We start from the raw sequence: 25,539 nt of genomic DNA on the forward strand, positions 1-25,539 counted from the left end.
GAATGTGCTTTTGTGAAGAAAGCATCGAAACCCCAATATGACGACAGCTACTGTATTTTTTATCATCCTTGCCGCACTTGTTGCGGCATTGCTGTCTTTTTTGATGTATGGATGGAAAAGTTCGCATCGTGCTTCACTTCGCTGGACCTTCGGTATATTGCGGTTTCTTTCATTGTTTGCGCTTTTCTTATTGCTGATTAATCCCACCTTCACTTCAGAGACCTATACGCTTGAAAAGCCCAACCTTTCAGTCCTTATCGACAATTCGGCCTCTATTGAAGCCTTGGAAAGAACTGAAGATGTTCGGAATTCGGTGCAACAGCTTCAGAAAAACTCAGCACTTCAGGACCGTTTCAATATAAGCTATTACACCTTCGGACAAACATTTCAGAAGAATGATTCCCTTTCATTTTCAGAAGAAAATACCAACGTTTCAACAGCGCTTTCAACCCTAAAAAATACACAAGAGAAGAATAGGGCGCCAACCATTCTCATTACGGATGGAAACCAAACCCTTGGTAGCGATTATGAATTTATGGCGAATACCTACAACAATGCCATTTATCCACTAATAGCGGGCGATTCTATTGCCTATACCGACTTGCGTATCAATCGCATCAATAATAACCGCTATGCGTTTTTAAAAAACCAATTTCCGGTGGAAGTGTTTCTAAGCTATACTGGAAACGAAGCGGTAACCTCTGCATTTATCGTTCAGCAGAATGGAGGTACGGTTTTCCGTCAGAATGTTTCTTTTTCTGAAGAGAACAGCAATCAAACCTTACAGTTCACCTTACCCGCTAGTGCGGTTGGTGTTCAAAAATACACAGCTAGGCTAGTGCCGCTTTCAGAAGAAAAAAATACGGCAAACAACAGCGCGTATTTTGCGGTTGAAGTCATCGACCAGGCCACGAATGTACTTATCGCAAGTGAATTGACACATCCAGATCACGGAATGCTTCAAAAAAGCATTACAAGCAACAAACAACGTACGGCCACCATTCAGAAACCTTCCGAAGCGCTTTCCAACCTGGAAGACTATCAATTAGTGATTCTTTTTCAACCTACTCGTGCGTTTGCTAATCTTATGCAAGCCTTGGAAAATTCAGGAAAAAATTATTGGTTAATCACCGGAACGGAAACCGATTGGAGCTACCTTAATTCCTTTCAACAAGCCATTCAAAAGGAAGTGACCAATGTGGAAGAGCAGGTAGCTGGTAGCGTAAACTCTAATTACAGCGCCTTTGCTGTCCCACAAATCGATTTTGAATCGTATCCACCGCTACAGACCTCCTTTGGTGAGCTATCGATAACGGTACCGCACGACGTCTTGTTGGAACAGACGGTTTCAGAATTTTCAACCGGTAGTCCGCTATTGGCTACACTTCAGGAAGGAAGTCGGAAAATAGCTGTCTGGGATGGTGAAGGAATATGGAAATGGCGGGCACGGACCTATGTTCAGGACAATAGCTTTCAGGCCTTTGATGATTTTATTGGAAATTTGGTTCAATATTTAGCCTCTACCAAGCGTCGTAGTCGATTAGATGTATCTTCCGAGGCTTTTTATTACAGCAATCAGCCTATCCTGATCACCGCACAATACTTCGACAAAAACTATGTGTTCGATCCACGTGCAAGTCTTCGCATTCAGGTTCGAAATACGGAAACCGAGCAAACACAGGAGTTTCCATTGCTACTGAGGGAGAATTTTTATGAGGTGAATGTAAGCTCCTTGGAAGCCGGAACCTATGCGTATACCGTTTCGGATGCAACAAATACGATATCTAATAGTGGTTCCTTTACGATTTTAGATGTGAATGTTGAGGAGCAATTTTTAAATGCCGACGTTAATAAATTACAACGCTTGGCGTCTGAAAGTTCAGGTGAAGCATTTTACACTGCCGAAACCGCTTCCCTGATCGATGAAATCTTAGAGAATGAAGCCTATAAGCCCATTCAGCGAAGCCAACAAAAAACCGTACCTTTAATCGACTGGTATTATCTACTAATCGTACTAATCCTTTCGCTTGCAGCGGAATGGTTTATTCGAAAATATAACGGACTAATTTAAATCAAAAATATAGACATGGACAGATTACCAAAAATTGGAATTCCTGTAGTAATAGGAATTATCATATTAATTATCATTATCGCCCGATCATCGGTTACCATCGACTCTGGTCAAGCGGGTGTATTATACCGAACCTTCGGGAATGGTGTTGTAACCGATGAACCACCCTTAGGTGAAGGCTTCCATATTGTAGCGCCCTGGAATAAGGTGTATAAGTATGAAGTTCGTAGGCAGGAGGTTTTTGAAAAAATGAAGGTGCTATCCTCCAACGGATTGGACATTCAGCTAGATGCTTCCACCTGGTACAAACCGGAATATCAAAATCTAGGAAAACTTCATCAGGAAATAGGCGAAAACTATCTAAATAGAATTATTCTTCCTACGATACGGTCAGCAGCTCGTAGTGTGGTAGGTCGGTATACGCCTGAACAGTTATATAGCAGCAAAAGAGATGCGATCCAACGGGAAATCTATGAAGAAACCAAGAAAATCGTCGAGAACAACTATATCAATATCGATGAAATATTGGTTCGTGATGTAACCCTTCCGCCCACCATCAAACAGGCCATCGAGCGTAAGTTAAAGCAGGAGCAGGAGTCGTTAGAGTATGAATTCCGTTTGGAAAAAGCTGAAAAAGAAGCCGAAAAGCAACGTATCGAGGCACAAGGTAAGGCTGATGCGAACCGTATTTTAAGCGCTTCCCTTACGGATAAGATTCTTCAAGAGAAAGGTATTCAAGCAACTACTAAGCTATCTGAATCGCCAAATGCAAAAGTGATTGTAATTGGTTCGGGAGATAGCGGACTGCCGATTATCTTAGGAAATCAGTAAAACGTAGTTGCCGATTCAAATTGAAAAGCGCTTACGATTCAGTTCGTTGGCGCTTTTTCCCTTTCTGCCACAAATAGAAGACAAAATAACCGCTGATAGCAGCGACGGTCAATAGAATAGATCCACCAATCATATTGCCATAAATGAAATATCCAGTGGCGAATAAAGAGGTATAAACAAACACGATGGCAAGCAACATAGAGGCGAAATCTATGGTGAAGGAATCGCTACTGTTTCCCATCTTAACACCTTCTTTTTCAGCAATATTTCGAAAACCTTTCCAGCCGTGACCATACGGTTTAATAGCATTATAAAATTGCGCCAACACCTTGGTGTCGGTCGGACGCGTAAGTAAGGTCACGGTAATCCAGCTTACAGTAGTGATGGCGACACCAATAACCAGTTTTTCATAGTCTTCAAAACCGCTTCCAAACTCCGTAAATTCGAATAGCAAGGCAACGACAAAGGAAACAACCATCCCCGTAATTTCACTATAGGCATTTACGCGCCACCAAAACCAGCGTAAAATAAATATCAAGCCGGTACCCGCTCCGATTTGCAGTAATATAGCGAAAGTACTCAACGCATCGCGTAACGCTAAAGCTATTAAAGCAGCGAAAATCATTAGAACAATCGTTGAGATCCGTCCCACGGCCACCAATTCCTTTTCAGAAGCCTCTGGTTTTACAAAACGTTGGTAAAAATCCAAGGAAACATAGGAGGAGCCCCAGTTCAAGTGTGTCGAAATCGTACTCATAAAAGCGGCTACCAAAGAAGCTACCACCAATCCCAACAAGCCTGCCGGCAGGTTGGTCAGCATCGCTGGATACCCCAAATCATGACCCAGCACCGCATTCGGAAATTCTTTTCCAATATCAGAAAGCTGAGGATACAGCACTAAGGAAGCCAGCGCAATCAAAATCCATGGCCATGGACGAAGGGCATAATGTGCTACATTGAAGAGAAGGGTAGCTCCAATCGCATTTTTCTCATCCTTGGCCGAAAGCATCCGTTGTGCGATATAGCCACCGCCACCGGGTTCAGCACCTGGATACCAAACACTCCACCATTGTACGGCTAAAGGTATGATCAGTAACACGAGAACCGATTCGGTATTATTAAAGTCTGGCAAAAACTGAAGTTTATCGACTACATTTTCGTGAGCCAATAAATTCTCCAACCCGCCAATCTCTGGTAAATTTATTATGTAAAACGCGGCCCAAACCGAACCGATCATCGCTATTATAAACTGTAGAAAGTCGGTAAAGATTACACCACGCAATCCGCCGATAGAGCTATAGGCCACGGTTATAACAGAAGCATATAATACCGATTCCCAATCCTCCAGATTGAACAACACTCCTCCAATCTTAATAGCGGCTAAACAAACCGACGCCATAATCATTACATTGAAGAATACACCCAAATAAAGGGCCCTAAAGCCTCGGAGAAAAGCAGCTTCCTTTCCGCTGTAGCGAAGTTCATAAAATTGAAGATCGGTCAATACTTGCGATCGACGCCATAGCTTCGCATACACAAACACCGTTAGCATACCGGTAATGAGAAAGGTCCACCACACCCAATTGCCAGAAATACCATTCTGTCGTACAATATCTGTAACCAAATTTGGTGTATCGGCCGAAAAAGTCGTTGCCACCATCGAGATACCCAATAACCACCAGGGCATGTTTCGCCCCGAAAGGAAAAACTCCTTCGAGTCCTTTCCAGAACGTTTGGCTACTAAAATTCCGATGATAAGGAATACCGCAAAAAATGCGAGGATAATTCCCCAATCCAAGGTGGCTAATTCCATAAAAGTGGATTAGTGATATTGTAGATGTTTGGCTTGCCCGACCCAATTATCGCGTTCAATACGACCTGGGAAGAAGTCGATGCTTTCGGTAATTGCGCGAATGTCGCTATACTCCAATCGACTAATTTGGGAGTAGGTATAGATGCCTATTTCATTCAACTTTTCTTCAACATACGGTCCGATACCATTAATTCTCGTTAAATCATCTTTTTCATACGCTTCGGCACGTCCGATAGAGTCAAAATCGATGGTTGGTTTGCTTTTGGTATAATTGACAAGATTATTGCGAGTGCGTTCTGCTACTGCTTCAGGTGAAAGCGTTTCCTTTTTCTCTTCCTGAATAACCTCCAGAATTTTAGGCTTTATTTCGGTGAAAATGGTCTCGATATTATTTACCTTCTCTTGCTTTGCGGCGTTAATTTCCTTCTTCAAACGTTCGATCAGCTTTCGTTTTTTAGACCGTTGAAGCCAATACGAGGCAAAATATCCCAAAAGGAATGATACACACATCAAAGTGAAGATACCCAACATATCGGGCAACTGCTGAAGAAAAGGATTAATTTGCTCCATTGGGATATAATATTATTTCTAGGCGTCTGTTGGCGATTCTCCCACGTTCGGAAGTGTTATCGTCTATCGGCTCGGTTTCACCTTTAGATAGCGCTCTAATTTTAGTTCTTTCAATCGGTCCTTTGGTTACCAAAAACCATCGCGCCTGACGCGCATAGGTAAGTCCCGTATGGTAATTATCGATGGCATTTCCCACATTGTCGGTATGACCTACCACATCGACCGTTGCATCCGGATTTTCCTTCATCATCTTCATTACCAGCTCAAGTAAGTCACGTAGTTCTTGGTTGATTAGAATACCACGATCCGAAAAGCGAGGATACACGGTCATCGTTTCAGGAATACGGTTGCGCATTAATTCCAATCGACCTTCATCTAACGGACGAAACGCAAAGGAAATACCTCTATCATAACGTTCTTCCGCATCAAAACGAATATCCTTTATAACCGGTTTTATAACAATCTGTTCTCTAGGCACACCAGCTCCCAAAAGAATTTGCTCCATTTCTTCACCTCGCTGAACCCCATAATTCGGATTTTCAATATTTTCCTCTGGACTGTAGCGCGAAATGATATGAAGCTCCTTATCGGGATGTTCTTGTAAGTAGGTTTGAAGCTTATATTTTATATCGAGGGAGGTTTGTGGAATGCTAATCGACGAACTGTTTTTTTGAATCGCAACGCCATCCTTATACTGAAACAATGTTGCACCATCGCTATCCACTGCGGTTAAACCGAAATTCGCGTTCGTTTCCTCTATTTTACTATCGGAATCGGTAAGGGTATCTCGAATGCTTTCATTCGATTCAGCGCCTGAAGTAGATTGCTTTTCAACAGCGGAAGTAGCCGTATTTTGCTGCGCCGATTCTTGGGCAATCATGGTATTCTCTTTCGGTTCTAACATAAAATAGAGCCATAGGCCAAAGAAAGCCCACGCCAAAAAGATTCCAAAAGCGATAAGGAAATTTTTCATCCGCCCCTTAAAGGTTGTTAGTCAGTTAACTAAAGAATAACCTATGATTCCTAACAAATCTATAAAAATTATATCCCAAGTTTACGAAAAAGTTAAATAGTTTTTTCACAGGGCTATGAACAATTTATTCTCTGTATATTTGAAGGCAAATGAAGACAATTTTTGTACATCATCACCATATTTTCCAATTCGCTCATGCGAGGTGGTAAATAGGTGTATGTATATTTATAACCCTATAAAAGCCCGTTTGAGCATTCTCAAACGGGCTTTTTGTTTTATGCTAATTCAATTTCTATGAAAAAATTAAAAATTGCGATCCAAAAATCGGGAAGGCTTCACAACGATTCGCTTCAACTGTTGAAAAATTGTGGTATCCATATCGATAACGGGAAGGATCAACTAAAAGCACCTGCCAAGAATTTTCCCTTGGAAATCTTTTACCTTAGAAATGGAGATAGTCCACAGTACCTAAAGGATGGTGTGGTCGATTGTGCCATTATTGGAGAAAATCTGTTGGTTGAAAAAGGCGACGACATTCAAGTAGCCGAGCGTCTGGGTTTTTCTAAGTGCCGCGTGTCGCTTGCCGTATCAAAGATCTTTGAATACGATTCGGTTCAGGACTTAAACGGAAAAAGAATCGCCACCTCTTATCCCGTAACGACCCAGAAGTTTTTAAACGAACAAGGCATACAGGCTGAACTTCACATCATTAACGGTAGTGTCGAAATCGCTCCGAACATCGGACTGGCAGATGCCATTTGCGATATTGTAAGTAGCGGTAGTACGCTCTTCAAAAATAATTTGAAAGAAGTTGAAGTACTGCTGAAGAGTGAAGCGGTTTTGGCGGTTTCACCCAGATTACCTGAGGAGATAAATAAAGTACTGGATAAGTTTCTATTCCGCATTCGTGCGGTGTTGAAGGGTAAGGATTATCGGTATGTTTTGCTAAATGCACCAAACGAGAAGCTAGACGCCATCATGGATCTGCTGCCTGGCATGAAAAGTCCGACCATTCTTCCCTTGGCAGAAGAGGGGTGGAGCAGTCTTCATTCGGTGGTGAATCAAGATGAATTCTGGGACGTCATCGATTCTTTGAAAGCGGCTGGAGCCGAGGGAATCTTGGTATGTCCGATAGAAAAAATGGTGGTATGATGGAAGTAGTAACATATCCAGATCCAAAATCCTACGCGGAAATCCTGAAACGTTCATCTGCTTCATTATCTGAAATCGAACCTGATGTACTTTCCATTATGCATACTGTGGAAAGGGAAGGTGATGCAGCCTTACTTCGTTTTACCGAGAAGTTCGATACCGTTTCCTTGACGGAAGTGAAGGTTTCGATGGATAAAATATCGTTAGAAGATGAAACAATTCCAGACGCATTAAGAGAGGCCATCGAAATGGCATATCAAAATATCCATACCTTCCACAGCGCACAACAACAAGGCAGGATTGAAGTTGAGACACAGAAAGGAGTCCGTTGCTGGCAAGAAAAAAGACCTATCGAAAAAATCGGATTGTACATTCCAGGTGGTTCGGCACCATTGTTCTCTTCCGTACTGATGCTTACTATTCCAGCTACCATTGCAGGATGCTCGGAGATCGTTCTTTGTACACCTCCTCAAGCCAATGGAAAGATTGCACCAGAAACGCTCTACGCAGCCAAACGTTGCAACGTAACGCAGGTTTTTGCTGTGGGCGGTGCCCAGGCTATTGCAGCTATGACCTTCGGAACGGAGTCGGTTCCTGCTATCGATAAAATATTTGGTCCTGGGAATCAATACGTAACGGTAGCCAAACAATTGGCGACCAAAAAAGGTGTGGCCATCGATTTGCCCGCTGGTCCGTCTGAAGTTTTGGTTTTTGCTGATGAAACGGCAAGTCCAGCATTCGTAGCATCCGATCTGCTCAGTCAGGCCGAGCATGGGCCAGATAGTCAAGTGCTATTGATTAGCACTTCCAATACCCTGCTACAACAGACAGCAAAAGCGTTACGAGAGCAATTAGCAGAACTTCCAAGAGCAGCCATTGCAAAACAAGCGCTGGAGAAATCACTTTCGATTTTGGTGAAAAATGATACCGAAGCATTGGCCATTATCAATGCCTATGCACCGGAACACTGTATCATTATTGCAGAAAATGAAGATTTCTTCGCAAATGGTATCCAACATGCTGGCTCGGTTTTTTTAGGACCGTTTACTCCTGAAAGCGCAGGCGATTATGCTTCTGGAACAAATCATACACTACCCACCGACGGGTTTGCGCGACAGTATAGCGGTATTGGCCTGGATAGTTTTCAGAAAAACATCAGCTTTCAAAAGATAACGGCTGAAGGCTTACAAACCATCGGACCAGCCATTGAAACCATGGCTGCAGCAGAAGGCTTGGAAGCCCATAAAAATGCGGTTTCCCTTCGATTGGAATCCTTAAAATCGAACCAATCATGAAAGAAATAAAATCATTTTCAGCTTCCGACTTGGCACGAAAGCGGGTTCTTAAACTGAAGCCCTATCAATCGGCACGGGATGAGTTTTCAGATACGACATCTGCAATGACCTTTATGGATGCGAATGAAAATCCGTTGGGTGACCCAGATTTGTATCGCTATCCCGATCCGCATCTTACAACCTTACGCGAAAAATTAAGTGAAGTAAAGAACGTCGACCCATCCCATATCCTATTGGGGAATGGGAGTGACGAGCTATTCGACCTGATATTTCGTGTGTTTTGTGAACCTGAGAAGGATGACGTCATTATAACGCCACCAACCTATGGAATGTATGAGGTGTTGGCCACTATAAATGCGGTTTCGGTGAGGGCGATCGTTATGGACGATGATTTTCAACCTAAGGTTGAAGAAATCCTTCAACAACAGTCAAAAACAACAAAACTATTGTTCCTATGTTCCCCTAATAACCCAACCGGAACCATCATTTCACAAGAAAACATGGTTCGACTACTGAATGGCTTTTCTGGAATTGTGGTGTTAGATGAAGCCTATATCGACTTTTCGACCACGGAAAGTTGGATCCATCAGCTTCACGAATTTCCGAATCTTATTGTTACCCAAACCTTTTCGAAAGCATGGGGACTTGCCGGCATTCGATTAGGTGTGTGCTATGCTTCAACAGAGATTATTTCACTTCTCCATAAAATAAAACCACCGTATAATGTGAATAGCTTGACGCAACAAAAAGCATTGGCTGCTTTGACGAACAAAAATCGAGTTGAAGGCTATAAAGCTTCAATAATAAAGGAGCGAGAGGAATTACTTAAACAATTACTTCAACTAAAATATGTTGAAAAAATCGTTCCTTCCGAGGCTAATTTTTTGCTTGTGAAAGTTGACGATGCTAAAAAGCGGTATTCACAACTTATCGATAACGGAATCGTGGTGCGCTATCGCGGAAATCAACCCTTATGTGAAAATGGTTTGCGGATTACGGTAGGTACTTCAGAAGAGAATAAAAAGCTTATTGAAACGCTTCAGAAACTAGACAGATGAAACAGAAAGTATTATTTATAGATCGGGATGGCACCTTGGTGTTGGAGCCAAATGATGAACAATTGGATGCTTTTGAAAAACTCCAATTCTATCCGAAGGTCTTCACCTATTTGGGAAAAATAGCACGGGAAACCAACTATACACTCGTGATGGTGACCAATCAGGACGGACTTGGGACCGATTCCTTTCCAGAGGAACAGTTCTGGCCGATCCAAAACTTTATTGTATCAAGTTTTGAACAAGAAGGAATTGTCTTTCAAGATATTAAAATCGATAAAACCTTTGCAAAGGACAATGCCGATACACGAAAACCAAATACCGGATTGCTACAGGAGTATTTTTCGGAAGCCTACGATTTGGAACATTCCTTTGTGATTGGCGATCGACTGACTGATATGGAACTTGCAAAAAATTTAGGCTGCAAAGGAATTTTTATCGATTCGCATGTAGAAATGGGTGCTTCAGAAACTACCGTTTCAAACAAGGAACTTGCGTCTCATATTTCACTTACCACCCAACGATGGCAAGACATTTATGAGTTTTTGGTGAAGAAGAATCGCAGCGCTAGTCTTCACCGCAAAACAAATGAAACCGACATTCACATAGACCTTACACTTGACGGGAATGGTACATCAACTATTGAAACCGGCATCGCTTTTTTCGATCATATGTTGGACCAACTGGCTCGTCACGGTGGTGTCGATCTTTCCCTACATGTAAAAGGCGACCTTGAAGTCGACGAACACCACACCATTGAAGATACTGCTATTGCGCTGGGGGAAGCTTTTGCTGAAGCGTTAAGAGATAAACGAGGCATCGAACGCTATGGCTTTTGCCTGCCGATGGATGACAGTTTAGCGCAAGTGGCGATTGATTTTGGAGGAAGAAATTGGTTGGTGTGGGAAGCAGACTTCAAACGAGAGATGATAGGGAAGATGCCAACCGAAATGTTCGTGCACTTTTTTAAATCTTTTTCAGATGGCGCCAAGGCAAATCTCAATATCAAAGCCGAGGGAACCAACGAACACCATAAGATTGAAGCTATTTTTAAGGCCTTTGCCAAAGCCATCAAAGCTGCCGTAGCCCGAGATACCGATAAAATGATGCTACCCACCACAAAAGGAATGTTATAGATGAAAGAAGAAATCGTTATTATCGACTACGGTGCTGGAAACGTTAAGAGCCTGGAATTCGCTTTTAATCGACTGGGGAAGGAGGTTGTAGTTACCAACAATCCCGCTATTATTAAAAACGCCGAAAAAGTCATCTTTCCTGGTGTCGGACACGCGGGTAGTGCCATGCAGAAACTGAAAGAAGCTTCACTTCAGACCCTTATTCCAAACCTAAAACAGCCTGTCTTGGGCATTTGCCTGGGTATGCAGTTATTATGTTCAAAAACGGCGGAAGATGACGTTAAAGGCTTAGGCGTTTTTGATGTGGAGGTAAAGCGCTTTACCCCTGAAGTAAAAGTGCCCCAAATGGGTTGGAATACGGTTTCAAACTTGAAGTCACCTTTGTTTAAAAAGATTGAAGAGAATAGCTATATGTATTTGGTGCACAGTTATTATGCGCCAATCTGCAAGCAAACAATTGCTAGTTCGGAATATGGAGGTGTTTACTCAACCGCCTTGCAGAATGAAAACTTTTATGGCGTTCAATTTCACCCAGAAAAAAGTGGAAAAGTGGGCGCTCAACTAGTACAGAACTTTATCGATTTATAATGAGACTAATCCCTGCCATAGATATTATTGAAGGAAAATGCGTTCGCCTTACCAAAGGCGATTACAGCACCCAAAAAATATACAATGAAAACCCGCTGGAGGTTGCCAAGCAATTTGAAGGACATGGTATTGATCATCTACACTTAGTGGATCTGGACGGTGCGAAGAGTAAGCATATCGTGAATTATAAGGTGCTTGAGCAAATAGCTTCAAAAACCTCCTTACAAATCGATTTTGGTGGTGGTTTAAAGTCGGATACCGATGTTCAAATCGCTTTTGAAAATGGAGCGCAACAGATTACAGGCGGTAGCATAGCCGTAACCGAACCCGAAACCTTTTTGGGGTGGCTTCAACGGTACGGCGCCGAAAAAATCATTTTGGGAGCCGACGTTCGCAATGGAACCATCGCTACTCATGGTTGGAAGGAGACAAGTGACAAAAAACTGATTCCCTTTCTTCAGCAGTATGTAGCGAAAGGTATTCGCTATTGTATCTGTACCGATATTTCAAAAGACGGCATGTTGGAAGGTCCAGCTATCGACCTTTATGGTCATATTCTTTCGGAGATGAAAAGAGAGGAGAAGACGCTTAACCTTATCGCTTCCGGAGGGGTGAGCAGCCTACAAGACCTTTCGGAGCTTGCTGAAATTGGTTGTGAAGGCGCTATTTTGGGAAAAGCAGTTTATGAGAACAGGATTTCCCTTTCAGAATTGGAAACCTTCATCCTACAAAACAAATCGTAACCCATGCTTACCAAACGAATCATTCCTTGTTTAGATGTGAAGAACGGCAGAACCGTAAAAGGTGTCAATTTCGTCAACTTACGCGATGCGGGCGATCCGGTGGAACTGGCGAAGCGCTACAGTGAAGAAGGCGCCGATGAGCTGGTATTTTTGGATATTTCGGCTACGGAAGAACGCCGAAAGACCTTGGCCGATCTCGTGTTGAAGGTCGCGGAAGCTATCGATATTCCGTTTACCGTCGGTGGTGGCATTAGCAGTGTTGATGATGTTTCGATACTGCTTCAAAATGGTGCCGATAAGGTGGCCATTAACTCTGCAGCAGTAAAAGATCCTAATTTGATTACAGAACTTTCAACGGCTTTCGGGTCACAATGCATCGTTATCGCTATCGATTCGAAACAAATAGAAGGCGATTGGAAAGTACATTTAGTGGGCGGAAAGGTCCCTACCGAGCTCGACTTGTTTCATTGGGCAAAAGAAGTGGAACGGCGTGGCGCTGGGGAAATCCTTTTTACCTCAATGGATCATGATGGCACCAAGAACGGTTTCGCCAACAAGGCGCTTTCAATCCTTAGCGAGCTTGTAAACATTCCGATTATCGCTTCAGGTGGCGCCGGAACCATTTCACATTTTACAAACACCTTCAAGGAAGGAAAAGCCGATGCAGCCCTTGCAGCCAGTGTTTTTCACTTTTTAGAAATAAAGATTTCAACCTTAAAACAAACCTTATCGGAACAAGGAATCCCTGTTCGGATATAAAATTTTTTCTATGGAATTACAATTCGACAAATATGAGGATGGCCTAATCCCTGCCATCGTTCAGGATGCGCAAACAAAAACCGTTTTGATGCTTGGTTTTATGAATGAAGAAGCGATTCGAAAAACCAAGGAATCAAACCAAGTGACCTTCTACAGTAGAAGTAAAAAGCGACTGTGGACAAAAGGCGAAACCTCCGACAATTACCTCAATTTGGTATCGATGGAAGCCGATTGCGACCAAGATGCGTTATTGGTAACCGTAACACCTGATGGGCCTGTTTGTCACAAAGGCACAGACACCTGCTGGGGAAAATCCAATGAACCCTCTTTTAGTTTTTTGGATGACCTAGCGAAGGTATTGAAAGAGCGAAAGGAAAATCCAGAGCAAGAAAAGTCATACGTAGCCTCAATATATAAAAAAGGTATCAATGCCATCGCCCAGAAAGTGGGAGAGGAGGCTGTGGAAGTCGTTATTGAAGCAAAGGATGAAAACGACCTCGCCTTTTTAAACGAAAGTGCCGATTTGCTTTTTCACTTTATGGTGTTATTGGAAGCGAAGGGCTTGGGCATTAAAGACGTCGCCGATACCCTTCGCGCCAGACATAGGGCCTCTTCCTGAATTAAGGCATCTCGGTATTGATTACATCCAAGGTTTGATCGACCCAATCTTTGGAAAAATCGAAGGTGATGTCGGGAACGATACCCGTTTCCTCGTATTCAAAAACCTTTCGGTGGAAGTCCATATCGGTAGGCAACACCTTGAAATTACCCGATGGAGTAGTATAGGTTCGTCCGTAATTGATACCATAGGCTAACGTTCCTCTTGTTACCTGTCCTACGTGAGTAGTATTGTTTAACTCCTTCAAATTCAGTGTCATTTGTTCACCATTGCTTCCACAATAAGAATTTGTAATCACGTATAATTTTGCCTTGCTTTTACGAAGTAACTTCACAAAAGGATCGGAATACTTTGAGTTTCCACCACTGTTATTGCGAAGATCAACGATTATATTTGGAGCCGTCAACGAATCTTTCACACGGTCGTAGAACCGCTCATAGGCTTCCACATTTTCGGTTCTGTTGCTAAAACTTCCAAAGTATAGGTATTGGGTGTTATCATTTAGTTGTTGAAACTCCCAATCAGAGTGTTCTTTAGGCGCTAAGCTATAGTCGACAGCGGTAGTGTCCTTCCGAAGGTCCCACAGACGACCGTTATAATGCAAGAAGTTTTTACCGTATAACAGACCGCGACCGATTTCGCGATACCGCATGACATCGTACCTTCCCTTATCTGTTGCAAAAATTGACATCAATAAGTGGCCACGTTCCCAATTTGGCTTTTCAGTAGTTAATACCACCGCTTCATATAGGTCCGAATTCTTTTTATAAACACCCACGGTTTGTGAAGCATCATATACATAAATACCCTCAAGGCTGTCAAAAGGTTTATTCGCTAGGGATTTTTGAAGTGAATCGAGATTTTTTGTTGTTTTTGGATGATTTGTATACTCATTAGATTGTAAGTAGGCGCTTAATTGTGCTTCATTTTTATATGCTTCCTTTGAGAGATAGGTGTTGGTATCGATGATATAGGCGTGGTTATCGTCCAAGATGTTTAGCATTTTGTTCAATTTTAAAAAGCATTCTGAAACAGAAATGGGTTCTTTCATTTCAGCTGAAAGCGTTTCATAGTACGTATCGAAAGCAGCTTCTTTTCGCGCCTTTTTTATTTGGTGTTTATAGGAAGGCATATCGCGCATTTTTTCAACTAAAAAATCCAAGTCACTTTTACAATCGCAGGTAGTTGATTGGCCAAAAGAAATACTGAAAATAGAAAGAAAAACGAAGGTGATGACAGTTGTTTTCATGATGAATAGCATTTGAATGATTATTATTCCGTTTGTCCAAAGCTACTTATGAAAAATGTGGCAATCCCAATGAAATAGCTGGTTTGTGGCGAAATGACCGTTTCTTGTGGTGAATGTTTGAGGTGAAAAATGGCAATATTTAATCGGTTGCTGTAAGTAATGCGTCTTTCACTTTTGAAGTATTGGTTTTCGATACGGGGACTGTTTGTTGAAGGCTAAGTTCTACCGATAATTTTCCGTTGTCTTTTTTGAATTGTTGAAAGTGTAGCGGATTTATTAAGTACGAACGATGGGTGCGAAGTAAGTCGGGAATCGCTTTTTCTACTGCCGATAGTTTCGTTCGAATTAATTGTTTGGAAACATCCTTCTTATTCAAAAAAGCTACTTCAACATAGTTATCGTCAGCCTTTACACAGATTAGGTCGTCCCAAAACAATTTAAGGCTTTCATAATTTCCTTCCCCTCTAATTTCAACCTTTGTGGCTTCGGCTTTCTTCGAAGCGTACTTCCCGAGGGCCCATCTTCCAAAGACAACAATTGGTAGTACTGTGACTAATGCGGGTAAAAAAATGTGACGCAAAAAAGTACTAATTGAGTACGGATTAGGCTCATAAGGAACCACGATATAGAGATATATCATTCGGGTTCCTATAAAGGAAATAAATGCGAAAATGCCGTACACAAAAAGCTCATTACCAACTGTCCACTGCGTATTTCCCTTGTTAAACACATACTTTTGAACGGGAATCAGTAAGCAGTATAAAATTCCTTCGGCCAAAGCATATAAGGGTAAGTAGGTAAACTTTTCGGCATCCGACAGTTCCCCAACGTCCAATGGTTCGGTGAAGAAAAGAAATAGAAACACCCATATTGCCAGTCCAAGGGCTAATAACAGGTGGTGCCATTGCTTTGAGTCGAAAGGAAATGGAGTTTTGAGCACGTTCAAATTGTTAAAGTATCGCCATTAAAAGTATAAAAATTGACAACTTTTTTATCTTGTCTTTAGAATAAATCCGAATGGCAAAAAGAAGAAGAAAGCTTAAAGTACCCAAAATAAGCAAACCAAAAGTCCAGAATCAAGTCCCAGGAACCGTCTCCTATACCGGAAAAAAGGCGGGAATGGTTACCAAACTGGAAATCATCGATTATTCGAAGGACACGTACAGTCAGGCCGATACCGAAAACGTTGAAGATGCGTTGGCATTTGAAAACTCGCAGAATATTACCTGGATAAACGTCAACGGACTAAACAATACCAAGGAAATTGAACGGCTGGGAAACTACTATAACCTTCACCCATTGATCCAGGAAGATATAGTAACCACTAATCAGCGGCCAAAAATAGACGAGTATGAGGACTATCTGTTTATTGTCTTTAAGATGGTCTTTTACAACGATGATGGCGATTTGATTATCGAGCACGTCAGTATGGTATTAGGAAAGGACTATGTTACCACCTTTCAGGAGGCCGATGGCGATGTTTTCGATGAATTGCGCGACCGCTTGGCAAATGCCAAGGGACGTATCCGAAATGCGGGTGCCGACTACTTGATGTTTGCGATTTTGGATGCGGTGGTCGATAACTACTTCAGTGTTATTGAAACCTTAAGTGCAAAGATTGAATACTTGGAAGATCAATTGTTCGACGATAAGGTACAGGAAGATATTACGGAGGACATACAGCAATTAAAGAAGGAAATCTTGCGTATTCGTCGTGCCATTACCCCGCTTCGAGAAGTGATTAATCGGTTGGAAAAAACCGATACAACCTTATTAGAAGAGCGTACCCATAATTACATTCGTGATTTATATGATCATATCATTCAGGTTTCGGAGAATGTTGAAATCTATCGCGAGATGATCTGGGGATTGATGGACATGTACATGACGACCATCAGCAACAAGATGAACGAGGTGATGAAGGTATTGACCATCATGGCTTCAATTTTCATACCCTTGACCTTTATGGCAGGTATCTACGGAATGAATTTCGAATACATCCCAGAGTTACAGATGCGATATGGCTATTTCTACCTCTGGGGATTGATGATTCTTGTCTTTCTTGGACTTTTATGGTATTTCAAACGAAAGAAATGGTTGTAGACAAGCAGCCTGAAAAATGTAACCTATCGTAACCATCCTTTTTGGGCGGCTCCTTTGCTATAATAATAGAGGAATATTGCAATTATGATTACGACCAATGGTATAACATATCCTTGTACCGTTCCGTATACCGCTGCGGCATCGGTAAACAGCCAACCATAAAAATTCTGTACAAGTACGGCCAATAGGGAAATTCCGAAAACGGGAATAGCCACTTTTCGTTTTGCCAATAGTAGAATACTACCCAATAATCCTGCAATAGTCGCAATAGCAAAAACAATTGTAAGCCAAGTTGGAGTAGTCTCGAGTAACGTAAGTTGATCTTCAGGAAGTATGGCTTTGGCGTCATCACTTAAGAGGAGTGTTTGTCCTAAAAAAGCGAATACTCCCATGATGTTCCATATAAGCGCTATTACAGCTATAATCCAGAAGCCAGTATTAGGTTTTGTTAGGGTCATAGTTAGTTGAATTAGAAGGTTGTATATTTAAATGTACGATAAAAAAAATTTAACTGTATCTTTAAAAGGTCATTTTTAGAATATTATGAGCGCAACGATACCTAAGTCAGTTTTTACTTTTTTAAAAGAACTGAAGAAAAACAATCACCGTGATTGGATACAAGAAAACAAAAAAAAATACCGTGAAAACGAGGAAACCCTTAAAAAGTTCTTCACTGAAGTGGAGCAGGGGCTGAAGAAGTTCGATGCTATAGAGAACAAAAAAATCTTTCGCATCAATCGCGACATTCGTTTCAGTAAGGATAAAACGCCTTATAACACCCACAGAAGTGCGAGCTTTAAAAGGGAACTTCCGGCGCATAGAGGTGGATACTATATTCGCATAGAGCCAGGAAATTCGATGATGGCAGGTGGGTTCTTCAACCCTGAAGCTGCCGATTTACTTCGTATCCGAAAGGAATTTGAGCGCGATGCTTCGGAAATCCGCAAGATTTTTAAGGAGAAGGAATTCAAAAAAGTGTTTGGCGATTTCAACCAGGATAATAGAGTAAAAACCGCACCAAAAGGCTTCAATAAGGACGATGAAAATATCGACCTGATTCGTCTCAAAAGTTTCTTTGTAGTACACAAGTTTACCGACAAGCAGGTAATGGACAAAAACTTCCAAAAGGAGCTGCTCGAAAAATATGAAATGTTGCTGCCTTTCTTCAACTATATGAGTGAAGTATTGACAACTGATTTGAATGGGGTTTCGCTTATCGACGTAGACGCTTAGAAGCTCATTTCAGGAACAAGTAGCTGAATATTGCTTTTCAGTCGTTCCTTTACGATATTCATCATGCGCTTATTCAAGGCTGAAGAATCCTCGATGTAGGTTTCGTATTCATCGATTGTAAACTGGCCGATAATCATTCCCTTTAGGGAGTTTCGAAACTTCATATCCTTGTGGATCGCGTTTTCAATATAGTCCAATCGTTTTTCCAAACTCAGATCATAAAACACATTTTTGTGCTTACGGACATAATTGCGAAAGGCGGCTAATAGTAAGCCATCCTGAAGCTTGGCTATTGGTCGTAAAGTGTTATTTTGAAAATATTCTGCGGAAGTCATCTTGTCGTTAACACGGGCCGAAGGAATCTCAGGCCGTAGTGCCAATAACATGGAATCTCTGGTTTCCATAGCTAGGGGTTTTTATAAATGTAGAAAATGTGTGGGTGCTATATGTTGAATCCGGTAGAAGATATGCACAAGGTTGTCAACAAATAAAAAAAGCCACCCAAAACTGGGCGGCTTTTTATATACGATTTACGTTTCGTATTTATTTAATCTTGAACGTTACTCGTCTTACAAGTTGTCTTGCTGGAGCTGAAGATTTCTCTACAGAAGTATCTTCTCCACCTCCGCGATATTCAATTCTATCGGCATTGATACCAGCGGCAACCAAGATGTCATGTACTCGTTTTGCTCTACGCTCAGAAAGACGTTCGTTATACGCCTGATTTCCAATTTCATCGGCATACCCAATTAATTCGGCATTCGCAGAAGGATTCTCTTTCATATAAAGAGTCAAGTAATTGATAGCTTCAAGCGAATATGTTTCCGGCACGTCGCTGTTAAAGCGGAAGTAAACATTTACGTATCCTTCGTTAAGCAACTTCTTAACATTCATTCCATAGCCTTCGTCGGTAACTTTATAGTCTTCTTCATTTACATAACGTGCATCCAATGAACCTTCAATTTCATCTGGAATACCATTCTTATTCTTATCAACAGCAACACCTTTGGTATCAACTGTTACACCCGAAACCGTATTTGGTTCGCGGTCTAGGTAATCTGGAACACCATCCTGATCTGAATCGATAAGATCTGTTTCAAGCTTGTCGACACGGTTGTTCAACTCAGCCAATTTTTCTTCATATGCCTTGTCTTCTGAAAACCAATCGGCATGCTTCTCATTTCCGCCTAGATAAAAGGTAAGTCCCGCGGAAGCATTTACCATAAAACCATTTACTCCTCGTCCATCATTTCTTTGAGTTCCATCCCATGTAAGATACTGTCGAACATTCCCAACGGCCGTTACGTCTGCAAAAAGCGCAATTGAATTTGTTAATCGAATTTGCGGTGTAATACCGGCCATGATATGAAGAATGTTATCATTCTCATCGAATTCCGCAGGCTCGTTATGGTCGAGAACAGCATAGCCTCCACCACCATGAATCTGCAATCCAAAGGTATCCGTCCAATCACTAAAATTCAAAATACTTGTCATGTTAAGTACACCCTCTAAAGAAGCTCTATAATAGCTACTCTTGAATGGAAGTGCCTCATCATCACTTTCAATATTGTTATAGCCCAATCCGAGTCGAACACCGAAATCAGGATTAAAGTTATAGCGTACACCTAGCTGTGCCAGTCCAAAGCTTGGAGTATTAGTGTAGTATCCAGGCGCAAATTGGCGAGTGGGTTTGTGAATCCCAACAGAGGCTTCAATAGCCCATTTATCATACTCTTTTAGAAAACTGTTATCAGTTGTTTCCATCGAACTTTCCGATGCATTCATCATATCTTCCTCTTGCGCAAAAGCCATCACGGAAAATAACATAAGAAGGGGTAATACTTTTCTCATACTTCTATTCTTTTTTTGATTTAATAAGTGTGCGAAGATATGCTTATATATCATTCAGCGGCTATATTTAAGATTACGATTGTTCGTTTTAATAATATATTAACGCTTTGATATAATTGTTAACTGGCGATATTTCTTTGAAGTTGGTTGCGGCACCTATATCTTTCGTAGGTTAAACTATTCTTAAGCCTTTCGAGCTTCTAAAGCTAATGGCTACCTTTAAGTAAATTAAAAGCATTGAAATGTCCACAACGAATTCACTGAATCCCTATACAGGAGATACCATACAATCATATAAGAACCATACCAAAAAAGAAACTGAAAATGCTCTGATTGAAGCTGATAAGCGGTTTCATTCTTGGCGCGAAACCTCTTTCGCAGAGCGGAAAAATCTGATGATGGCCGCAGCCCGAGAGCTTGAAAAGAATAAACGCGAATATGGCGAAACCATGACACAGGAAATGGGAAAGCCCATTCGTCAAGCTATTGCTGAAATAGAGAAATGCGCTTGGGTGTGTGAGTATTATGCGGAAAATGCCGAAGAGCATCTTTCAGACGAAGTTATCAAGACAGATGCCTCTAAAAGCTACGTTAGTTACGAACCCCTTGGCGTAGTGCTGGCAGTAATGCCGTGGAATTATCCATTTTGGCAGGTCTTTCGTTTTGCAGCTCCTGCGCTGATGGCAGGAAATATCGCGGTATTGAAGCATGCTTCGAATGTCTTCGGAAGCGCTCTAAATATCGAAAAAGTATTTGAACGCGCTGGTTTCCCTAAAAATTGCTTTACTACTTTACTCATAGGAAGTGATGGGGTTGAAGAAGTCATTAAAAATGATATCGTAAAAGCGGTTACCCTCACCGGTAGCGGACCAGCGGGTGGCGCGGTGGCAGCAACAGCAGGTGCAGAAATCAAAAAATCAGTCCTTGAATTGGGCGGCAACAATGCGCTTATCGTTTTTGAAGACTGTAATATGGAAGAAACGATTGCCACCTGTGTACAGGCGCGATTCCAGAATACCGGTCAGAGTTGTATTGCAGGAAAGCGACTGTTGGTTCAGGAATCTATCGCGGAAGAGTTTGTTGAAAAATTAGTAATAAAGGTAAGGGAATTGAAAAGCGGCGATCCGATGGATGAGAAAACCTTCATCGGAACCCTAGCAAGAGAAGACCTCGCAAAAGATTTGGAAGAACAGGTACAAAAATCGGTGAAGCAGGGCGCCAAGATCTTAATAGGGGGGAAGCGACAAAATGCCTATTTCGAACCAACGGTAGTAGGGGATGTCACTTTAGATATGACAATGTTTACGGAAGAAACCTTCGGTCCGGCCTTATCGGTTACAACGTTTAAGGATGAAGAAGAAGCTATTTCGTTATCAAATAATTCAAAATTTGGATTGGGCGTGTCACTCTTCACTTCAAATACGAAAAAGGCTGAAAAGATAGCCTACCGCTTCGATGAAGGCGCCGTCTTTATCAACGAGTTGGTAAAGAGCGATCCTAGATTACCCTTTGGTGGTGTTAAGGAAAGCGGCTACGGACGAGAACTCAGTAAGCATGGTATTCGGGAGTTCGTGAATCGGAAAACCATCTATATCGCTTAAATAATTTACTTAGAAGCAGCTTCATATGCTTCAAGACAACTTTCCAACGATTGGGCTTTGGTATGGATGCAATCACAAAACTGAAGGCATAGTTCGGGGTTTTCATCGTCCGGACACTGTTGCTTGCAATGTGAAATCGTATTCCGTGGGTATAAGTCGTAAACTGTAACTACAACTGCTACGATTGCTACTGTTGTTAGAAAAACACCTAAAAAGAATTTCCAGGGAAATCGAAAGGTGAATTCCTCTCTCTTTGGAAGGAGTTCCTTGGCTTTTTTGTGTTGAAAGGGAAGTATCCACTTCACCTTATGATAGTCCCAACACAGTAAGAACAAACAAGACAGCACCATTAATGGAGAACTGAACAAGGAACCATCAAATCGTACGGCTAGGGAAAGAATCGTAATATTTAAAATGATGGGGAAATAGATAATTGCTCCCAAGGTTGCCGTTCTGGGTATGATCAACAAAATGGCCGCCAAGACCTGAAAGATTCCGATGGTGGTATAGTAATAGCCCGTTTGAAATAGGGCATCCAAATAATGGCCCATTGGATGGTTTACGGGTAAGGCCGTAAATCGAAAGCCTAATACTTTTTGCATACCTGAAGGCAAAAATCCTAAGGCCAACGCAAAGCGATTAAAAATAGCAAAATACTGAAGCCACTTGTTTCTACGGGCATTCCAGTGAATACGGTCAAGTTTTTCTAAAAGGGCCATACAAAATAAAGCATCGGCCTAAAATACAGACCGATGCTTTTAAAAATTACTTCAAAAATTCTTCTTTCGTTTGAATGCTTGGTTTTGGCAGATCATTTTTCTCCAAAAACTTCATAAATTTCTTACCTTCCTTATCCAATATTTGTTGATATCGTTGCTTCGCTGCTTCAAATTCCTCCGAAATCAATTCGAAATTCTGACGCTGTGCGCCACTCACCTGATCGTAACTTGTGGCAACGTTGCTATACAGTTCCCCCATACGCTCTCGAAGTTCTGGTTCTGCACTGGCAACGTAATTGTCACCTGTCGTAACCACTAAATCAGTACGCAAGTTCTCCAAGGCATCATAAAACTGCGTTGCAACCTTTTCACCTTTGGGGTGTTCCGCTTTTACGGTTTCGGCGGCGTTTTGGTACTCACCCAATTCATATACCATATAGGCTAGTTCTTCTACCATATCGAAAAGCGTTTTCGTAAGTTTCTCTTGTTCCTTTCGCTCTGCTAGGGTAGTGATGGCCTTATCGTCGTATGTCACCTCAATTTCGTGCTCGTAGGTGTCTTTTCCCTTCGTGAGCACTACTTTGTAAGTACCCGCTGGTACTCGGGGTGCGGTAAAGCCACTGTTAGAGAATGTTTTTCCCTTTGCCGTTTTCGGGATGGTACTGGTGAAGTTCCAATTCACAACATTAATGCCTTTCGACTTTCCAGGGGTTAAGGTTGAAATTTCATTTCCTTCCATATCCTGAATTTCCATAGTCATTTTTCCGAAGGTATGGCGCTTCTTCAAATAATATACAATTCGGGCACTAGTAGGTTTATTGGCTCCTACAAATTGTGTCTCGGTACCAAAACTTCCGCTAAAGCCACTTTCCTCGGGCATTGTGAATGCTTCCGTATCGAAGAAATGCACATCTTTTTGCAATACTTCATCGTTTAACTGACGTAATGGACTAATATCATCGATAATAATTACTCCACGACCGTGTGTTCCCATTACGATGTCATCTTCCCATTGTTGAAGGTCGATATAATGCACTGCAACCGGAGGCATGTTATTGGTAAAGTGACTCCAATTTCCCCCACCATCGATTGTTACATACAAGCCCATTTCGGTTCCCAAGAACAATAAGTCTTCATTTTTATAATCTTCCTGAATATTTCGAACAAAAGCATTGTCCTGAATATCATCGCTAATAATGTTCTTCCAAGTCTTCCCAAAATCAGTCGTTTTCAACGCATACGGTTTCATATCACCCGTAGTATGACCATCAAACACAGCATAGGCCGTTCCTTTTCCATGTTCACTAGCTTCAATATGGTAAACCCACGTATTGTCTGGTATTCCGACTAGATTTTCGGTAACATTCGTCCAATTCTTTCCCCCATCGGTAGTGACCTGTACATTTCCATCGTCGGTACCGACCCAAAGGATATTTTGGTCTAAGGGCGATTCGGCGATGGTAAAAATGGTCGTATGGTTTTCTGCACCACTATTATCTACCGAAAGCCCACCGGATTTCGATTGGTCCTGTTTGGTAGGATCGTTGGTGGTCAGGTCGGGTGAAATAATAGTCCACGTATCACCCATATCATCGCTTCTATGGACAAACTGACTTCCCATATAAAAACGGTCCGGCACATGCCTGCTAACCGCCATTGGGGCATTCCAATTGAACCGAAGCTCAGGATCCCCTTTTCTTGGTAACGGTTGGATGGTTTTCGTTCTATGTCGATCGGCATCGTAACGCCATACGTTTTCGGCACCCTGCATTTCAGAATAAATAATATTTTTAGTTGGATGCTTCAATACTCTAAAGCCATCACCAACCCCAACACTATTCCAATCTCGTGCGTTTACACCACCAGGAGAGGAGGAAGGACCAAACCAACTGCCGTTATCTTGTAAACCGCCATATACATTATAAGGTTCCGCATCGTCTGTACTGATGTGATAGAATTGTGATAGCGGTAAGTTTTCCACGATTTCAAAAGTCGAACCACCATTCCATGAGCGATAGATACCGCCATCCGTACCTGAATATATGATATCGCTATCGTTTATATGAAAGGTAATATCGTGGATATCGCTATGCATATTGCCAAGGTTCTTAAAGGTTTTTCCACCATCACGACTGATTGAACCACTTAAACCACCTTTTACAACAATATCCGGATTTCTTGGATCGATGGTAATTCGTGAAAAATAAAACGGTCGAACCGTCAACCCGAAGTCATTGTTCATATGCTCCCAACTCTGGCCAGCATCGGTACTTTTCCAAAGACCATTTTTATCTTTCTGTTCAGTTTCCAAAACAGCGTAGAGGATGTTTCCATCACTTGGCGCTACTGCAACAGCAATTCTTCCTAATTTTCCTTTTGGAAAGCCATTATGGATTTTATTCCATGTTTTTCCGCCATCAGTCGATTTATATAAGGCACTGTTTTCACCTCCAGAATTAAAGCCCCAACCCGTTCTTCTAAATTGCCACATGGAGGCATACAGCACATTCGGGTTTTTAGGATCCATAATAACATCGGCTGCACCTGTAGAAGGTCCCACATATAAAATCTTCTCCCAGCTTTTTCCGCCATCGGTGGTTTTATAAACACCTCGGTCTTCACTAGCACTCCAAAGTGCTCCCAATACACCAACATATACTTCATCGGTATTGTTAGGATTAATAACTATGGAAGCAATGCGTTCACTGTTTTCAAAACCTGGAATTTCTGTCCAATTGGTTCCACCATCGGTAGAGCGAAACAACCCGTCACCTATAGAAACAGAATTACGAGTCCACGTTTCACCTGTACCTACCCAAACGATTTCGTCTGGATTTTTGGGATCTAGGGTAACGACTCCAATCGATTGAACGTGATCGTCGAAAATAGGAGCGAAGGTGGCCCCTCCATCGGACGATTTCCAAACGCCACCACCGGCGGTACCCGTATAGATAATTCGGGAATTGGTTGGATGCATTTCGATATCATTAATTCGACCGCTCATAAGTGCTGGTCCGATATGCCTTGCCCTCATATCGCCGAAGAGTTCTTTACCTTTTAAGGCAGTCTCTTGCGCAACTATCGAATTGGTTGTTGCAAAGAAGGCGAACAGTACTAGAAAAAATACGCGTTTCATTTTTTTGATTTTTTGTTGGTTGAAAAGTAGGGGTACAAAAAT

General features: G+C 41.8%; 23 protein-coding genes. 13 read left to right on the top strand and 10 right to left on the bottom strand.

Translation table 11 applies throughout. The features are described from left to right. The first annotated feature begins 37 nt into the window (after positions 1 to 37). Both I4Q58_RS09780 and I4Q58_RS09785 read left to right on the top strand, forming a co-directional pair. Positions 38 to 2,071, top strand: coding sequence for a VWA domain-containing protein (locus I4Q58_RS09780; RefSeq protein ID WP_203295692.1), 2,034 nt, complete (start codon positions 38 to 40; stop codon positions 2,069 to 2,071). 15 nt (positions 2,072 to 2,086) lie between these two features. Further along, complete coding sequence (locus I4Q58_RS09785; RefSeq protein WP_203295693.1) at positions 2,087 to 2,902, top strand: prohibitin family protein; 816 nt, start codon at positions 2,087 to 2,089, stop codon at positions 2,900 to 2,902. A 31-nt stretch (positions 2,903 to 2,933) separates the two neighbouring features. On the opposite strand, the gene I4Q58_RS09790 is transcribed toward I4Q58_RS09785, so the two are convergent. The 3 genes from I4Q58_RS09790 to I4Q58_RS09800 are packed head-to-tail and all read right to left on the bottom strand — an operon-like array spanning position 2,934 to position 6,258. Beyond that, positions 2,934 to 4,715 (bottom strand): sodium:solute symporter family protein, encoded by a 1,782-nt coding sequence (locus I4Q58_RS09790; RefSeq protein WP_203295694.1) that lies wholly within the window; start codon positions 4,713 to 4,715, stop codon positions 2,934 to 2,936. 9 nt (positions 4,716 to 4,724) lie between these two features. Next, the gene (locus I4Q58_RS09795) at positions 4,725 to 5,285 is read right to left on the bottom strand and encodes a hypothetical protein (protein WP_203295695.1); all 561 of its coding nucleotides are present in this window, start codon (positions 5,283 to 5,285) and stop codon (positions 4,725 to 4,727) included. After that, entirely contained in the window at positions 5,272 to 6,258 is a 987-nt protein-coding gene (locus I4Q58_RS09800; RefSeq protein WP_203295696.1) for an OmpA family protein, read from the bottom strand. The genes I4Q58_RS09795 and I4Q58_RS09800 overlap by 14 nt, the downstream gene beginning before the upstream one ends. A gap of 294 nt (positions 6,259 to 6,552) precedes the next feature. On the opposite strand from I4Q58_RS09800, the gene hisG reads away from it, so the two are divergent. Genes hisG through hisIE form a run of 8 tightly spaced genes read left to right on the top strand, consistent with a single transcriptional unit; the run spans position 6,553 to position 13,605 of the window. Next, positions 6,553 to 7,410: an ATP phosphoribosyltransferase gene (hisG, locus tag I4Q58_RS09805; protein ID WP_203295697.1), complete on the top strand. Its 858-nt coding sequence runs from the start codon at positions 6,553 to 6,555 to the stop codon at positions 7,408 to 7,410. Then, positions 7,410 to 8,705: a histidinol dehydrogenase gene (gene hisD / locus I4Q58_RS09810; RefSeq protein ID WP_203295900.1), complete on the top strand. Its 1,296-nt coding sequence runs from the start codon at positions 7,410 to 7,412 to the stop codon at positions 8,703 to 8,705. The genes hisG and hisD overlap by 1 nt, the downstream gene beginning before the upstream one ends. Next, a complete protein-coding gene (gene hisC / locus I4Q58_RS09815) occupies positions 8,702 to 9,763 on the top strand; it encodes a histidinol-phosphate transaminase (protein WP_203295698.1) in 1,062 nt (353 codons plus the stop codon). The genes hisD and hisC overlap by 4 nt, the downstream gene beginning before the upstream one ends. Continuing rightward, positions 9,760 to 10,896 carry a bifunctional histidinol-phosphatase/imidazoleglycerol-phosphate dehydratase HisB gene (hisB, locus tag I4Q58_RS09820; RefSeq protein WP_203295699.1) on the top strand — a complete coding sequence of 379 codons (1,137 nt, stop codon included), beginning with the start codon at positions 9,760 to 9,762 and terminating at the stop codon, positions 10,894 to 10,896. Before hisC ends, hisB begins: the two co-directional genes overlap by 4 nt. After that, on the top strand, positions 10,897 to 11,484 hold the full coding sequence (hisH, locus tag I4Q58_RS09825; protein WP_203295700.1) for an imidazole glycerol phosphate synthase subunit HisH: 588 nt from the start codon (positions 10,897 to 10,899) through the stop codon (positions 11,482 to 11,484). Further along, positions 11,484 to 12,227, top strand: coding sequence for a 1-(5-phosphoribosyl)-5-[(5-phosphoribosylamino)methylideneamino]imidazole-4-carboxamide isomerase (gene hisA, locus I4Q58_RS09830; RefSeq protein ID WP_203295701.1), 744 nt, complete (start codon positions 11,484 to 11,486; stop codon positions 12,225 to 12,227). The genes hisH and hisA overlap by 1 nt, the downstream gene beginning before the upstream one ends. Positions 12,228 to 12,230: 3 nt before the next feature. Then, positions 12,231 to 12,986 carry an imidazole glycerol phosphate synthase subunit HisF gene (gene hisF / locus I4Q58_RS09835; RefSeq protein ID WP_203295702.1) on the top strand — a complete coding sequence of 252 codons (756 nt, stop codon included), beginning with the start codon at positions 12,231 to 12,233 and terminating at the stop codon, positions 12,984 to 12,986. 10 nt (positions 12,987 to 12,996) lie between these two features. Further along, positions 12,997 to 13,605 (top strand): bifunctional phosphoribosyl-AMP cyclohydrolase/phosphoribosyl-ATP diphosphatase HisIE, encoded by a 609-nt coding sequence (hisIE, locus tag I4Q58_RS09840; protein ID WP_203295703.1) that lies wholly within the window; start codon positions 12,997 to 12,999, stop codon positions 13,603 to 13,605. Position 13,606: 1 nt separating this feature from the next. Here hisIE and I4Q58_RS09845 read toward each other — a convergent pair whose 3' ends face one another. Together I4Q58_RS09845 and I4Q58_RS09850 are read right to left on the bottom strand one after the other, a co-directional pair. Continuing rightward, positions 13,607 to 14,854 carry a S41 family peptidase gene (locus tag I4Q58_RS09845; protein WP_203295704.1) on the bottom strand — a complete coding sequence of 416 codons (1,248 nt, stop codon included), beginning with the start codon at positions 14,852 to 14,854 and terminating at the stop codon, positions 13,607 to 13,609. 139 nt (positions 14,855 to 14,993) lie between these two features. After that, positions 14,994 to 15,794: a LytTR family DNA-binding domain-containing protein gene (locus I4Q58_RS09850; RefSeq protein ID WP_203295705.1), complete on the bottom strand. Its 801-nt coding sequence runs from the start codon at positions 15,792 to 15,794 to the stop codon at positions 14,994 to 14,996. Positions 15,795 to 15,871: 77 nt separating this feature from the next. Between I4Q58_RS09850 and corA the strand changes: the two genes are divergently transcribed. Next, entirely contained in the window at positions 15,872 to 16,957 is a 1,086-nt protein-coding gene (gene corA, locus I4Q58_RS09855; protein WP_203295706.1) for a magnesium/cobalt transporter CorA, read from the top strand. Between the two features lie 23 nt (positions 16,958 to 16,980). Here the strand turns inward: corA and I4Q58_RS09860 are convergent, their stop codons facing one another. Further along, entirely contained in the window at positions 16,981 to 17,415 is a 435-nt protein-coding gene (locus I4Q58_RS09860) for a hypothetical protein (protein ID WP_203295707.1), read from the bottom strand. Positions 17,416 to 17,500: 85 nt separating this feature from the next. Between I4Q58_RS09860 and I4Q58_RS09865 the strand changes: the two genes are divergently transcribed. Continuing rightward, entirely contained in the window at positions 17,501 to 18,190 is a 690-nt protein-coding gene (locus tag I4Q58_RS09865; protein WP_203295708.1) for a DUF2461 domain-containing protein, read from the top strand. On the opposite strand, the gene I4Q58_RS09870 is transcribed toward I4Q58_RS09865, so the two are convergent. Then, positions 18,187 to 18,594 carry a glyoxalase gene (locus tag I4Q58_RS09870; RefSeq protein WP_203295709.1) on the bottom strand — a complete coding sequence of 136 codons (408 nt, stop codon included), beginning with the start codon at positions 18,592 to 18,594 and terminating at the stop codon, positions 18,187 to 18,189. The genes I4Q58_RS09865 and I4Q58_RS09870 overlap by 4 nt on opposite strands. Positions 18,595 to 18,733: 139 nt before the next feature. Continuing rightward, a complete protein-coding gene (locus I4Q58_RS09875) occupies positions 18,734 to 20,041 on the bottom strand; it encodes an OmpA family protein (RefSeq protein ID WP_236002886.1) in 1,308 nt (435 codons plus the stop codon). Positions 20,042 to 20,283: 242 nt separating this feature from the next. Between I4Q58_RS09875 and I4Q58_RS09880 the strand changes: the two genes are divergently transcribed. Then, complete coding sequence (locus tag I4Q58_RS09880) at positions 20,284 to 21,642, top strand: NAD-dependent succinate-semialdehyde dehydrogenase (RefSeq protein WP_203295710.1); 1,359 nt, start codon at positions 20,284 to 20,286, stop codon at positions 21,640 to 21,642. Between the two features lie 5 nt (positions 21,643 to 21,647). Here I4Q58_RS09880 and I4Q58_RS09885 read toward each other — a convergent pair whose 3' ends face one another. Together I4Q58_RS09885 and I4Q58_RS09890 are read right to left on the bottom strand one after the other, a co-directional pair. Further along, on the bottom strand, positions 21,648 to 22,361 hold the full coding sequence (locus I4Q58_RS09885) for a DoxX family protein (RefSeq protein WP_203295711.1): 714 nt from the start codon (positions 22,359 to 22,361) through the stop codon (positions 21,648 to 21,650). Between the two features lie 46 nt (positions 22,362 to 22,407). Next, a complete protein-coding gene (locus I4Q58_RS09890) occupies positions 22,408 to 25,497 on the bottom strand; it encodes a WD40/YVTN/BNR-like repeat-containing protein (protein WP_203295712.1) in 3,090 nt (1,029 codons plus the stop codon). Positions 25,498 to 25,539: the final 42 nt, after the last annotated feature.

This window comes from Luteirhabdus pelagi, assembly GCF_016827595.1.
Lineage (GTDB): Bacteria > Bacteroidota > Bacteroidia > Flavobacteriales > Flavobacteriaceae > Luteirhabdus > Luteirhabdus pelagi.

Bases quoted from the DNA above. Each gene is read 5' to 3' on its own strand.
- I4Q58_RS09780 (WP_203295692.1), top strand. From the start codon at position 38: ATGACGACAGCTACTGTATTTTTTATCATCCTTGCCGCACTTGTTGCG.
- I4Q58_RS09785 (WP_203295693.1), top strand. From the start codon at position 2,087: ATGGACAGATTACCAAAAATTGGAATTCCTGTAGTAATAGGAATTATC.
- I4Q58_RS09790 (WP_203295694.1), bottom strand. From the start codon at position 4,715: ATGGAATTAGCCACCTTGGATTGGGGAATTATCCTCGCATTTTTTGCG.
- I4Q58_RS09795 (WP_203295695.1), bottom strand. From the start codon at position 5,285: ATGGAGCAAATTAATCCTTTTCTTCAGCAGTTGCCCGATATGTTGGGT.
- I4Q58_RS09800 (WP_203295696.1), bottom strand. From the start codon at position 6,258: ATGAAAAATTTCCTTATCGCTTTTGGAATCTTTTTGGCGTGGGCTTTC.
- hisG (WP_203295697.1), top strand. From the start codon at position 6,553: ATGAAAAAATTAAAAATTGCGATCCAAAAATCGGGAAGGCTTCACAAC.
- hisD (WP_203295900.1), top strand. From the start codon at position 7,410: ATGGAAGTAGTAACATATCCAGATCCAAAATCCTACGCGGAAATCCTG.
- hisC (WP_203295698.1), top strand. From the start codon at position 8,702: ATGAAAGAAATAAAATCATTTTCAGCTTCCGACTTGGCACGAAAGCGG.
- hisB (WP_203295699.1), top strand. From the start codon at position 9,760: ATGAAACAGAAAGTATTATTTATAGATCGGGATGGCACCTTGGTGTTG.
- hisH (WP_203295700.1), top strand. From the start codon at position 10,897: ATGAAAGAAGAAATCGTTATTATCGACTACGGTGCTGGAAACGTTAAG.
- hisA (WP_203295701.1), top strand. From the start codon at position 11,484: ATGAGACTAATCCCTGCCATAGATATTATTGAAGGAAAATGCGTTCGC.
- hisF (WP_203295702.1), top strand. From the start codon at position 12,231: ATGCTTACCAAACGAATCATTCCTTGTTTAGATGTGAAGAACGGCAGA.
- hisIE (WP_203295703.1), top strand. From the start codon at position 12,997: ATGGAATTACAATTCGACAAATATGAGGATGGCCTAATCCCTGCCATC.
- I4Q58_RS09845 (WP_203295704.1), bottom strand. From the start codon at position 14,854: ATGAAAACAACTGTCATCACCTTCGTTTTTCTTTCTATTTTCAGTATT.
- corA (WP_203295706.1), top strand. From the start codon at position 15,872: ATGGCAAAAAGAAGAAGAAAGCTTAAAGTACCCAAAATAAGCAAACCA.
- I4Q58_RS09860 (WP_203295707.1), bottom strand. From the start codon at position 17,415: ATGACCCTAACAAAACCTAATACTGGCTTCTGGATTATAGCTGTAATA.
- I4Q58_RS09865 (WP_203295708.1), top strand. From the start codon at position 17,501: ATGAGCGCAACGATACCTAAGTCAGTTTTTACTTTTTTAAAAGAACTG.
- I4Q58_RS09870 (WP_203295709.1), bottom strand. From the start codon at position 18,594: ATGGAAACCAGAGATTCCATGTTATTGGCACTACGGCCTGAGATTCCT.
- I4Q58_RS09875 (WP_236002886.1), bottom strand. From the start codon at position 20,041: ATGAGAAAAGTATTACCCCTTCTTATGTTATTTTCCGTGATGGCTTTT.
- I4Q58_RS09880 (WP_203295710.1), top strand. From the start codon at position 20,284: ATGTCCACAACGAATTCACTGAATCCCTATACAGGAGATACCATACAA.
- I4Q58_RS09885 (WP_203295711.1), bottom strand. From the start codon at position 22,361: ATGGCCCTTTTAGAAAAACTTGACCGTATTCACTGGAATGCCCGTAGA.
- I4Q58_RS09890 (WP_203295712.1), bottom strand. From the start codon at position 25,497: ATGAAACGCGTATTTTTTCTAGTACTGTTCGCCTTCTTTGCAACAACC.